9 protein-coding genes are annotated in these 11,724 nt (G+C 72.8%); 8 read left to right on the top strand and 1 reads right to left on the bottom strand.

Going from position 1 to position 11,724, the window contains the following annotated elements; genetic code table 11:
- Window positions 1-12: 12 nt before the first annotated feature.
- Complete coding sequence (locus RY076_RS21395; protein WP_323101580.1) at window positions 13-1,011, bottom strand: AAA family ATPase; 999 nt, start codon at window positions 1,009-1,011, stop codon at window positions 13-15.
- A 445-nt stretch (window positions 1,012-1,456) separates the two neighbouring features.
- Between RY076_RS21395 and mraZ the strand changes: the two genes are divergently transcribed.
- The 8 genes from mraZ to murD all read left to right on the top strand — a co-directional run bounded on the left by mraZ (window position 1,457) and on the right by murD (window position 11,721).
- Window positions 1,457-1,888: a division/cell wall cluster transcriptional repressor MraZ gene (gene mraZ / locus RY076_RS21390; protein WP_076258867.1), complete on the top strand. Its 432-nt coding sequence runs from the start codon at window positions 1,457-1,459 to the stop codon at window positions 1,886-1,888.
- 299 nt (window positions 1,889-2,187) lie between these two features.
- Window positions 2,188-3,198 carry a 16S rRNA (cytosine(1402)-N(4))-methyltransferase RsmH gene (gene rsmH, locus RY076_RS21385; protein ID WP_323101577.1) on the top strand — a complete coding sequence of 337 codons (1,011 nt, stop codon included), beginning with the start codon at window positions 2,188-2,190 and terminating at the stop codon, window positions 3,196-3,198.
- Window positions 3,195-3,842 carry a cell division protein FtsL gene (locus RY076_RS21380; protein ID WP_323101575.1) on the top strand — a complete coding sequence of 216 codons (648 nt, stop codon included), beginning with the start codon at window positions 3,195-3,197 and terminating at the stop codon, window positions 3,840-3,842. Before rsmH ends, RY076_RS21380 begins: the two co-directional genes overlap by 4 nt.
- A 398-nt stretch (window positions 3,843-4,240) precedes the next feature.
- Window positions 4,241-6,025: a peptidoglycan D,D-transpeptidase FtsI family protein gene (locus RY076_RS21375; RefSeq protein ID WP_323101574.1), complete on the top strand. Its 1,785-nt coding sequence runs from the start codon at window positions 4,241-4,243 to the stop codon at window positions 6,023-6,025.
- An 11-nt stretch (window positions 6,026-6,036) separates the two neighbouring features.
- A complete protein-coding gene (locus tag RY076_RS21370) occupies window positions 6,037-7,743 on the top strand; it encodes a UDP-N-acetylmuramoyl-L-alanyl-D-glutamate--2,6-diaminopimelate ligase (RefSeq protein ID WP_323101572.1) in 1,707 nt (568 codons plus the stop codon).
- Window positions 7,740-9,152 carry a UDP-N-acetylmuramoyl-tripeptide--D-alanyl-D-alanine ligase gene (locus RY076_RS21365; RefSeq protein WP_323101571.1) on the top strand — a complete coding sequence of 471 codons (1,413 nt, stop codon included), beginning with the start codon at window positions 7,740-7,742 and terminating at the stop codon, window positions 9,150-9,152. Before RY076_RS21370 ends, RY076_RS21365 begins: the two co-directional genes overlap by 4 nt.
- Window positions 9,149-10,234: a phospho-N-acetylmuramoyl-pentapeptide-transferase gene (mraY, locus tag RY076_RS21360; protein ID WP_323101568.1), complete on the top strand. Its 1,086-nt coding sequence runs from the start codon at window positions 9,149-9,151 to the stop codon at window positions 10,232-10,234. Before RY076_RS21365 ends, mraY begins: the two co-directional genes overlap by 4 nt.
- Entirely contained in the window at window positions 10,231-11,721 is a 1,491-nt protein-coding gene (gene murD / locus RY076_RS21355) for a UDP-N-acetylmuramoyl-L-alanine--D-glutamate ligase (RefSeq protein WP_323101565.1), read from the top strand. The genes mraY and murD overlap by 4 nt, the downstream gene beginning before the upstream one ends.
- The last annotated feature ends 3 nt before the right edge of the window (window positions 11,722-11,724 follow it).

Genomic DNA, 11,724 nt, shown 5'->3' with positions numbered 1-11,724 from the left:
GGCCTTCCCGCCTCAGCGTGCGGCCGGCGGGACCGGCACCTGGCGCAGGAGGTCGACGACGACGTCGGCGGTGGTGCGGCGGGCCAGCTGGGTCTCGCTCGAGGGCATGAGCCGGTGGGCGAGCACGGGGGAGGCGAGGACCTGCACGTCGTCGGGGATGACGTGGTCGCGACCTTCGAGGGCGGCGTGCGCACGGGCGGCCCGGAGCAGCTGGAGCGCGGCCCGGGGCGAGGCGCCGAGGCGCAGCGCCGTCGTGGCGCGGGTGCGCGCCACGAGGTCGACGATGTACTGGCGCACGGCCGGGCTCGCGTGCACGCGGGTGACCGCGTCGACGACGCGGTTGATGGTGTCGGCGTCGGTGACCGGGACGAGTCCCTCGAGCGGCGAGTGCGCGCCGTGCGTCTCGAGCAGCGCGAGCTCGGCCTGTGGCGCCGGGTAGCCCATCGAGATCCGGGCCATGAAGCGGTCGCGCTGGGCCTCGGGGAGGGGGTAGGTGCCCTCCATCTCGATGGGGTTCTGGGTGGCCATGACGATGAACGGCGCCTGCAGTGTGTACGTCGTGCCGTCGACGGTGACCTGGCGCTCCTCCATCGACTCGAGCAGCGCCGACTGGGTCTTCGGCGAGGCCCGGTTGATCTCGTCGCCGACGACGACGTTGGCGAAGATCGCGCCCGGGCGGAAGTCGAAGCGTCGGGCGTCCTGGTTGAACACACTGACGCCGGTGATGTCGCTCGGCAGCAGGTCGGGCGTGAACTGGATACGGCGCACCGTCGCGTCGATGGAGCGCGCGAGGGCCTTGGCCAGCATCGTCTTGCCGACGCCCGGCACGTCCTCGATGAGCAGGTGGCCGCCGGCGAAGAGGACGGTGACGGTCGTGCGCACGACCTCGTGCTTGCCCTCGATGACGCTCGTCATGGCCGTGACGAGTCGGTCGGCCACCTCGTGGACGAGATCGAGGTCGGTCCCCCCGGCACCGGCCGTCGTGTCGAGTCCGGTCTGCGTCGTCGTCACTGCTACCCGCTTTCTTCCCCATGTCGATGCGCCGGCCCGCTCGTGGCGGCCGACGCACTCCGTCAGGTGATCTTCTCCCATGGACCCCGGGTGTCGGAAGTGATCGACGCGCTGGTGGCCGGAAGAAGGCGCATCCGGCCTCCTCCACTCTCCTCCACGGGGACGACGAACGGGCCTCGTTGGTTCGTTCCCGACGCCTCGGCGGGCGCCTGCTGAGCACGATCTCGCTTCCGACGGGGGAGTGGCGTCGGCCCCGGCCGGCGGGCCGGATCCGACGGGGAGTCCTCCCCTCCACTTCGCACCACCCCTCCTGACCTGCGCAAACGCGACGCGCCGGGCGCGAGTTTCGGCCAAACGTCGTTGACGGTGGAGTGAAGTGGAGTACTGTGGAGGAACAAGGTAGGGAATGGGGTCGCCCGCGGGTCGAAAAGGGGAGGTGCGGACCGTGTTTCTCGGAACGCACACGCCTCGCCTCGACGACAAGGGCCGCATCTTCCTGCCGGCCAAGTACCGCGATCGGATGGCCGGGGGGCTCGTCGTCACCCGGGGCCAGGAGCGGTGCCTCTTCATCTACCCCATGGACGAGTTCGTCACGGTCGCCGAGCAGATGCGCCAGGCACCGACGACGAGCCGCGCCGCCCGCGACTACATGCGCGTCTTCCTGTCGGGAGCCTCCGACGAGATCCCCGACAAGCAGGGGCGCTTCACCATCCCGGCCAACCTGCGCCAGTACGCCGGCCTCGACCGTGACGTCACGGTCATCGGTGCCGGCTCGCGCCTCGAGGTCTGGGACAGCACCGTCTGGAACGACTACCTCGAGCGGACCGAGCAGGCCTTCGCCGACACGGCCGAGGAGGTGATCCCCGGCCTCTTCTGAGGCACACCGCACCTGAGCACCGGCCTCCAGCCGCTCCGATCCCGGGACGACTTCCCCCGTCCCGGGCGAGGCAGCGGATGGGGACCAGTCCCCAGGTGTCCACCACGAGACCGAAAGACGGCGACGACCAGCTCCCTCCACCTGGTCGCCGGCCGCACCTCCACCCGCACCATCCCCACCCCATCCCCGGATCGACCGGACCGACTCGGCAGACGTCTGACCTTCTCCGCGTCACACCAGCAACACCAGCACCACATGCAACACAGAGCACATTCGCACCACGCGTGAGAGGGACGCACATGACCGACCGAGGACCGGCGCAGGAACGGCACGTGCCCGTGATGCGCGACCGGATCCTCGACCTGCTCGCCCCGGCCCTCGAGCGGCCCGGTGCGGTGCACGTCGACGGGACCCTGGGCATGGGCGGGCACGCCGAGGGCGTCCTCGAGCGCTTCCCCGAGTGCACCTTGGTCGGCATCGACCGTGATCGCGAGGCCCTGGCCCTGGCAGGGGAGCGGCTCGCCCGCTTCGGCGACCGGTTCCGTCCCGTGCACGCCGTGTACGACGAGATCCGCGACGTCGTCACCGACCTCGGGCTCACGGCCGTCGAGGGCATCCTCTTCGACCTCGGCGTCAGCTCGCTGCAGCTCGACGAGGCCGATCGCGGGTTCGCCTACCGCGTCGACGCCCCGCTCGACATGCGCATGGACCAGTCGACCGGCCTCACCGCCGCCGACGTGCTCAACACCTACTCCGAGCAGGACCTGACGCGGATCCTGCGCGACTACGGCGAGGAGCGCTTCGCCCGCAAGATCGCCAGGGCCGTCGTCCACGACCGCGCCCTCGAGCCGTACACGTCCTCCGGGCGCCTCGTGGAGATGCTCCGACGCGTCATCCCCGCGGCGTCGCAGCGCCAGAGCGGGCACCCGGCCAAACGCACCTTCCAGGCCCTGCGCATCGAGGTCAACGACGAGCTGGCCGTGTGGCGCCGCGCCATCGAGGAGGCCGTCGACGTGCTCGCGGTCGGGGGCCGCATCGCGGTGCTGTCCTACCACTCGCTCGAGGACCGCACGACGAAGCGGGCCTTCGCCGCCGGCGCCACCTCGAGCACCCCACCCGACCTCCCCGTCGAGCTGCCCGAGCACGCCCCCTACCTGTCCCTCGTGACCCGGGGCGCCGAGGAGCCCTCGGCCGACGAGGTCGCCACCAACCCGCGGGCCGCCTCGGCCCGCCTTCGCGTCGCCGAGCGCGTGCGCGACACCTCCACGCACTCCGCCCGCAGCACCACCAGGAAGGGACCCACCCGATGAGCCAGATGACCGCGACGGCCCGGCCGCTCCGCGCCCCCCGACGCGCACCGGCGCCCGCCCCGCTCCGCGTCATCCCGAGCTCGATCGCCCGCACCGGCAACGGTGCGTTCGCCGCGATCTGCATCACCCTGCTCGTCGGAGGCCTCATCGCCCTGCTCCTGCTCAACACCGCCCTGGCCCAGGGGTCCCTGGCGCTCGGTGACCTCCAGCGCGAGTCGGCCCGCCTCGACGACACCGCGAGCAACCTGCACGAGCAGATCGACGCGGCCTCGGCCACCGGAGCCCTCGCGCGCAGCGCGTCCGAGCTCGGCATGGTCCGGATGAACACGCGCGGCTACATCGACCTGCGCACCGGGAAGGTGACCGGCAAGCCGGAGGCGGCGACGAAGCAGAACGCGTTCCCGATCGTCACGAGCCCGACGCCGCCGACGGTGACCAAGAAGGTCAGCAGCGTCCTCGCCAAGGCGACGAAGGTCGCGACGGCGGAGGAGGCCGCGGCCGCCGCTGCCAAGGCCACCGGCGCCACGCCGACGACGCCGGGTGCGACGGACTCGGCCCCGTCTGGCTCCACACTGGGCACGACGCAGCCGCAGACCCAGCAGAGCCAGCAGACGCAGGGCACGGCCCCGACGACCACGAGGTGACACGAGGTGACTCGGTGACGCAGACCCGAGGCGGCGACCCTCGGCGCACCGGCCGCGGGGCCGCCCCGACGAGGACGGCAGCCCGCGCGGGCGCACCCCGCGCGGGCGCCTCGGCGTCCCCGAAGACGCCCGCCAGCTCGAGGTCGAACGCCTCGGCGTCGCGCGCCTCGGGCCAGCAGCCCCGCCAGGCACCGCGCCAGGCACCGCGCCGAGCACCGGGTCAGGCACCCCGTCAGGCGCCGCGTCAGGCACCGCGTCAGGCACCGCGTCAGGGTGCCCGGCCGGCACCGGCTACGGGCCGTGGTGCCGCGCCGCGCCGTACCCCGGCCGCCCGGCGACCCACGCCACGCCGGCCGCTGCGCATCTCCAAGGTCAACCCGCGCCGCCGGGCGCGGGTCATGTTCGTCGTGACCCTCTTCGTCTTCACGATCTTCGCCGGGCAGCTGCTGCGCATCCAGGCCTTCGACGCCTCGGCCACCCAGACTGCCGCCCTGAACAAGCGCCTCGTCACGCAGGTCACGCCGGCCATGCGCGGCGAGATCCTCGACACCAAGGGCCAGGTGCTGGCCCAGTCCGTCGACCGGTACACCGTCGCCGCCGACCCGACGATCATCGGCTGCTTCGTCAAGGTCGCGGGGGAGTGCACCTCCGACGGCGTCACCAAGGCGGCCACGGCCCTGGCGCCGCTGCTGCAGAAGAGCGTCGATGACCTGACGCCGCTGCTGAACCGCCAGAAGACCCGTTACGTCGTGCTCGCCCGCAACGTCAACCCGGCCGTCTACCGCGAGATCCGCGCGCTCGGGGTGCCGGGCGTCACCGGCGAGCGCACTGCCCAGCGCGTCTACCCGACGTCGATGGCCTTGGGCCAGCTCGTCGGCTACGTGCTGCCCTCCGACCAGACCGGCGCAGGCGGCGTCGAGCAGCTGCTCGACAAGACCCTCGCCGGCACACCCGGTAAGTCGGTGGCCGAGCGGGCCCGCGACGGCTACGTCATCCCCGGATCGACGCGCGTCGACACCCCGGTGGTCAACGGGCGCAACGTCAGGCTCACCATCGACGCCGACCTGCAGTGGTACGCCCAGAACGCCCTGGCCAAGCAGGTCACCGCGGTGGGCGCCGAGTCGGGCACAGCGGTCGTCATGGAGGTCGCCACCGGCAAGGTGCGCGCCGCCGCGAGCTACCCGACCTTCGACCCCAACGACCTCGCCGACGCCAAGTCGTCCAACCTCGAGAACCAGGCCTTCAACGTCGCCTTCGAGCCCGGATCCACCGGCAAGCTCATGACGATGGCGGCCGCGCTCGAGGAGGGCGTCATCACGCCCGACACCGGCGTCATCGTCCCGGAGCGCCTGCCCCGCGCCGGCGTCCGGTTCAAGGACAACGAGCCGCACGGTGTCGAGAACATGACCGCCACCGGCGTCCTGGCCAAGTCCTCGAACATGGGCACCATGCTCATCGGGGAGCGGGTCTCGCCGACCGTCATGGAGGCCTACTACCGCAAGTTCGGCGTCGGCCAGAAGACGCCCGTCGCCTTCCCCGGCGAGTCGGCCGGCCTCCTCGCGGGGGCCAAGGACTGGGTCTCGAGCCGCCGCTACACGATCCTCTTCGGCCAGGGCTACGCCGTCACGGCGATCCAGCAGGCCGGCGTCTTCCAGACCATCGCGAACAAGGGCGTGCGGGTGCCGCCCTCGCTCGTCGAGGGCGTCTACAACGACAGCGGCACCTTCATCCCGTCGGCGGCGACGACCCCGACGCGCGTCGTCACCCAGGACACCGCGGTCAAGCTCTCGCGGATGATGGAGGAGGTCACGGGTCAGAACGGGACGGCCAGCGCGGCCCGCATCAAGGGCTACCGCGTCGCCGGCAAGACCGGCACGGCCGACCGCTACGACGAGAAGCTCGGCCGCTACAACGGCTTCACGGCCTCGTTCATCGGCTATGCCCCGGCCGAGGCGCCGAAGTACGTCGTCGCCGTCTTCATCCAGAAGCCGTCGGCCGGCATGTTCGGCGGCATGCTCGCCGGGCCGGTGTTCAACCAGATCATGACCTACATCCTCGAGCGCACCGGTGCGCCGCCGAGCCCGAAGTCGACCCTCGACTACCACGTCTGGGCCGACAAGCCGCTGTCCCCGAACGACCCCACGGTCATCAGCAATGCGCGGGCCCAGCGGGATGGCCTGTAAGTTGGGATGACGTGTCACCTTCCACCGTTCGACCCGCCACGTCGGGCGTGCCCCTCCCTGCGCTGGGCGCCCTCGGCGACCTGACGAGCCGGACGGGAGGCGCCCCGCAGGCCGCTTCCCGGCCCGCCGACGAGACCCTCGTGACCGGCGTCACCCTCGACAGCCGCAGCGTCCTTCCGGGTGACCTCTACGCCGCCCTGCCGGGCTTCAACGTGCACGGGGCCCGCTTCGCCGCCGACGCCGTCCGCGCCGGCGCCGTCGCCGTGCTCACCGACGCCGAGGGCCGCGCCCTCGTCGAGGAGGCCGTCGCGCGCGAGGGGCTCGACGCCGTGCCGGTGCTCGTGGCCGCCGACCCGCGCGCCGTGCTCGGGCAGGCCGCCGCGACCGTGTACGGGCGGCCCTCGGAGGGGCTGACGATGATCGGCATCACCGGGACGAACGGCAAGACGACGACCGCCTACCTCGTCGAGTCGGCGCTGCGGGCCCACGGCTCGCGCACCGGGCTCATCGGCACCGTCGAGACCCGCATCGGCGAGGACCGCGTCGAGTCGGTGCGCACGACCCCGGAGGCCACCGACCTGCACGCCCTGCTCGGCGTCATGCGCGAGCGCGGCACCGACGCGTGCGTCATGGAGGTGTCGAGCCACGCCCTCGAGCTGCACCGCGTCGACGGGGTCGTCTACGACGTCGCGCTCTTCACGAACCTCTCCCAGGACCACCTCGACTTCCACCCGTCGATGGAGGCCTACTTCGCGGCCAAGGCCTCGCTCTTCACGCCCGAACGCTCGCGCGCCGGCGTCGTCTGCGTCGACGACGCGTGGGGCGCCCGCCTGGCGCGCGAGGCCGGCGTGCCGGTGACGACGCTGTCGACGCTGTCGACGCTGTCGACGCTGTCGACGACGGACGCGTCCGAGGCCGCCGACACCGCCGCCCATGCAGCCGACTGGACCGTCGAGGACGGTGACGCCGGCGCGTTCACGCTGCGCGAGCGGGCGACCGGCCGCGGCCTGGCGCTCGTCTCGCACCTGCCGGGCCACTTCAACGTCGCCAACACCGCCCTCGCCGCCCTCGCGCTGCTCGCCACCGGGCTCACCGACGCCGAGGTGGAGGCCGCCATGGCGGTCGCCCCCGACGTGCCGGGCCGGATGGAGGTCGTCGCGGCCGGGGGAGACGGCACGCCCCGCTGCGTCGTCGACTTCGCGCACACCCCCGACGCCGTCGACGCCGCCCTCGTGGCGCTGCGGCCGAGCACGCAGGGGCGCCTCATCGCCGTCCTCGGTGCCGGCGGCGACCGCGACAGCGGCAAGCGTCCGGCCATGGGGGCCGCCGCGGCCCGCCGCGCCGACGTCGTCGTCGTCACCGACGACAACCCGCGCAGCGAGGACCCCGCGACGATCCGTGCCGCGGTCGCCGAGGGCGCCCGCGCGCAGGTGGCCTCCGGAGACGCCACGGCCACCCTCGTCATCGACGGCGGGGCCCGGTCGAGCGCCATCGCCGAGGCCATCGCCCTCGCGGTGGTCGAGTCGGGCGAACAGGGGGAACAGGGGGAGCAGGAAGGGCGCGTCGACACCGTCGTGGTGCTCGGCAAGGGACACGAGAAGGGCCAGGAGATCCTCGGAGTGAAGCACCCGTTCGACGACCGCGACGCCGTCCGCGCCGCCCTCGCCGCCGTCACCTCGACGCGCCGCGCGACGGCGCGCCCGGAGGTGACCGCGTGATCCCCCTGACTCTCGCCGAGGTCCGTGACCTCACCGGCGGGACCGTCCACGGCACCGACGCGCCCGAGGCCGTCGTCGTCGACGGGCCCGTCAGCACCGACTCCCGCGAGTGCGGTGCCGGCAGCCTCTACGTCGCCCGGGTCGGCGAGCACGCCGACGGGCACGCCTACGTCGGCGCGGCCACCGCAGCGGGTGCCGTGGCGGCCCTGACCTCCCGCGTCGTCGACGGCGTGCCGTGCGTCGTGGTCGACGACGTCCAGACGGCCTTCGGGCAGGTCGCCCGCGGGGTCGTCGACAAGGCCCCGGAGCTGCGGGTCGTCGGCATCACCGGCTCGTCCGGCAAGACGAGCGCCAAGGACCTCCTCGCCTCGGTCCTCTCGGCCGTCGCCGAGACGGTCGCGCCGGTCAACTCGCTCAACGGCGAGATCGGCGTGCCGCTCACGGTCTGCCGGGTCACGCCGACCACCCGCTTCCTCGTCGCCGAGATGGGCGCCCGCGGCATCGGCCACATCGAGTACCTGACGCGCATCGCGCCGCCGCAGGTCGCGGTCGTCCTCAACGTCGGCTCGGCCCACGTCGGCGAGTTCGGCTCGAAGGAGAACATCGCGCTGGCCAAGGCCGAGCTGCCTCAGGCGGTCCCGGCCGAAGGCGTCAGCGTCCTCAACGCCGACGACCCGCTCGTGCGCGCGATGGCCGAGGGTCTCGCCTCCCGCGTCGTGCTCGTCGGGCTCGCACCCGACGCCGACGTGCGTGCCGTGGACGTCGAGCTCGACGACCGCGGACGCCCCACGTACACCCTCGTCGCCCTGCAGGGGTCCGCGCGGGTCTCCTTGCGCCAGAGCGGTGCCCACCACGTCGGCAACTCGCTGGCCGTCGCCGCGGCAGCGCTCGAACTGGGCCTCACGCTCGACCAGGTCGTCGCCGGGCTGGGCGCCGCCGAGGCCGTGAGCCGCTGGCGGATGGAGATCACCGAACGCCCCGACGGCGTCGTCGTCGTCAACGACGCCTACAACGCCAACCCCGACTCGATGCGTGCCGCGCTCGACGCCCTCGCCGCGATGGCCACGACCGGCCGCCGCTGGGCCGTCCTCGGCGGCATGCTCGAGCTCGGCGAGGACAGCGACGCCGAGCACAGCGGCGTCGGTGCCTACGCCGTCGACCGGGGCGTCGACCGCGTCGTCGCCGTGGGGGAGGGGGCCCGGCCGATCGCCGACGCGTTCCCCGGCGCGACGTGGGTGCCCGACACCGACGCGGCCCACGCGCTGCTGTCCGAGCAGCTCGAGCCCGGCGACGTCGTCCTGCTCAAGTCGAGCCGCGACAGCGGGCTGCGCTGGCTCGGCGACCGGCTCGCCGGAGTCCCGGTGCCCGAGCCCCGAACCGCGTCGGCGGCGCAGGGGGTGACGCGGTGAAGGGCGTCCTGCTCGCGGCGTCCGTCTCGCTGCTCATCTCCCTCTTCGGCACCCCCCTCTTCATCAAGTTCCTCGTCAAGCGCGGCTACGGCCAGTTCATCCGCGACGACGGCCCCACCTCGCACCACACCAAGCGCGGCACCCCGACGATGGGCGGGGCTGTCATCATCGCGGCGACGTTCGGGGCCTACCTCGTCGCGCACCTGCTGACGCTCAACCCGCCGACGGCATCGGGGCTGCTCGTCCTGTTCCTCATGGGCGGGCTCGGGTTCGTCGGGTTCCTCGACGACTTCATCAAGATCAGCAAGCAGCGCAGCCTCGGCCTGCGCTCGAAGGAGAAGCTGATCGGGCAGACGCTCGTCGGCGTCATCTTCGCGGTGCTCGCCGTCCAGTTCCCGAACGAGCAGTACCGCACCCCGGCGTCGCTGCTCGTCTCGTTCGTCCGCGAGACGAACATCAGCCTCGCCGTCGCGGGCAGCTCGGCCGTCGGCGTCGTGCTGTTCGTCATCTTCGCCAACGTCATGATCGCCGGCGCCTCCAACGGCGTGAACCTCACCGACGGTCTCGACGGCCTGGCCACCGGCGTCTCCACGATGGTCTTCGGCGCCTACGTCCTCATCAGCATCTGGACCTTCAACCAGAACTGCCAGACCAACCCGGGCATCAAGTGCTACGAGGTGCGCGACTCGCACGACCTCGCGCTCGTGGCCGCCGCCGGGATGGGCGCCTGCTTCGGGTTCCTCTGGTGGAACGCGACGCCCGCGAAGATCTTCATGGGCGACACCGGCTCGCTCGCCCTCGGTGGCGCGCTGGCCGGCCTGGCCATCACGACCCGCACCGAGCTGCTGCTCATCATCCTCGGCGGCATGTTCGTCCTCGAGACCCTCTCGGTCGTGGCGCAGGTGGCCTCCTTCAAGCTGACCGGCAAACGGGTGCTGCGGATGGCACCGCTGCACCACCACTTCGAGATGGTCGGGTGGAACGAGGTGACCGTCGTCGTCCGCTTCTGGATCATCGCCGGGCTCTTCGTCGCCTTCGGGCTCGGCCTCTTCTACGCCGAGTGGGTGGTGGGGTCCCAGTGACCTTCGACCCGAGCTACGAGCCCCGCCCGGGCCTGACCCACCGTGACGCCGACTGGAGCGGCATCGCGGTGCTGGTCGTCGGGCTCGGCGTGTCCGGCTTCGCCGCCGCCGACGCCCTCGCCGAGCGGGGCGCGCGCGTCACGGCCGTCTCGCGCGACGCCACCGACGTCATCCGCGAGCGGGCCACCATCCTGGAGATCCTCGGCGTCGACGTGCGCCTCGGTCCCGAGCACGTCGTCGCGCCCCCGGAGGGCACCGAGCTCGTCGTCACCTCGCCCGGCGTCCCGCCGCACGACCCCCTGATGCTCGCCGCGGCCACCGCCGGCATCCCGGTGTGGGGCGAGGTCGAGCTCGCGTGGCGGATGCGCGCCGAGGAGGGCGCGGCGCCGTGGCTCACGGTCACCGGCACCAACGGCAAGACGACGACCGTGCAGATGCTCGCCTCGATCCTGCAGCACGCCGGGCTGCGCGCCACCGCCGCCGGCAACATCGGCACGCCGCTGCTCGAGGCCGTCCTGCACCCTGAGCCCTACGACGTGCTCGCCGTCGAGCTGAGCAGCTTCCAGCTGCACTGGCAGCGCTCGGTCTCGGCGGTCGCGTCGGCCGTGCTCAACGTCGCCCCCGACCACATCGACTGGCACGGCGGCTACGCCGAGTACCTCCGGGCCAAGGGCCGCATCTACCAGAACACGCACCTGGCCTGCGTCTACAACGTCGCCGACATCCAGACCGAGCAGCTGGTCATGGAGGCCGACGTCGTCGAGGGGTGCCGGGCCGTCGGGTTCACCCTCGGCATCCCCGCGCCCTCGATGGTCGGCATCGTCGAGGACGTCCTCGCCGACCGTGCCTTCGTCGAGCAGCGGCAGCGCTCCGCCGCCGAGCTGTGCACGCTGGCCGACCTCCAGGGCGACGGGCCGCCCCCGCCGCCGCACTACGTCGCCAACGCCCTCGCCGCGGCCGCTCTGGCCCGTGCGTACGGCGTGGGGCCGATCGCCGTGCGCGACGGCCTGCGCGCGTTCCGGCCCGACCGGCACCGCATCTCCGAGGTGGCCACGGTCCGCGGCGTCCGGTTCGTCAACGACTCCAAGGCGACGAACCCGCACGCGGCGGCGGCCGCGCTGCGCTCCTTCGACTCCGTCGTTTGGGTCGCCGGCGGGCTGCTCAAGGGGGCCGACGTCGACGCCCTCGTCGAGGACGTCGCCTCGCGGCTGCGCGGCGTCGTGCTCATCGGCGCCGACCGCGACCAGATCGCCCAGGCCCTTTCCCGACACGCGCCGGATGTCCCCGTCGTCGACGTGCCCGAGACCGACACTGGGGTCATGGACCGCGTCGTGAAGCAGGCCGCGCGCCTCGCCCAGCCGGGCGACGTCGTGCTGCTCGCCCCGGCAGCTGCGTCCATGGACATGTTCACGAACTACGGTGCGCGCGGCGACGCCTTCGAGGAGGCGGTCCGCAGGCACGCCAGCGCGAGCGGGGGCGAAGGGTGAGCA

It is taken from the genome of Intrasporangium zincisolvens, from assembly GCF_034724055.1.
Lineage (GTDB): Bacteria > Actinomycetota > Actinomycetes > Actinomycetales > Dermatophilaceae > Monashia > Monashia zincisolvens.
This window is presented reverse-complemented; position numbering and strand designations above follow the sequence as displayed.

Excerpts from the sequence above, each read along its gene's own strand:
- rsmH (WP_323101577.1), top strand. The coding sequence starts at position 2,188 with ATGACCGACCGAGGACCGGCGCAGGAACGGCACGTGCCCGTGATGCGC.
- RY076_RS21380 (WP_323101575.1), top strand. The coding sequence starts at position 3,195 with ATGAGCCAGATGACCGCGACGGCCCGGCCGCTCCGCGCCCCCCGACGC.
- RY076_RS21375 (WP_323101574.1), top strand. The coding sequence starts at position 4,241 with ATGTTCGTCGTGACCCTCTTCGTCTTCACGATCTTCGCCGGGCAGCTG.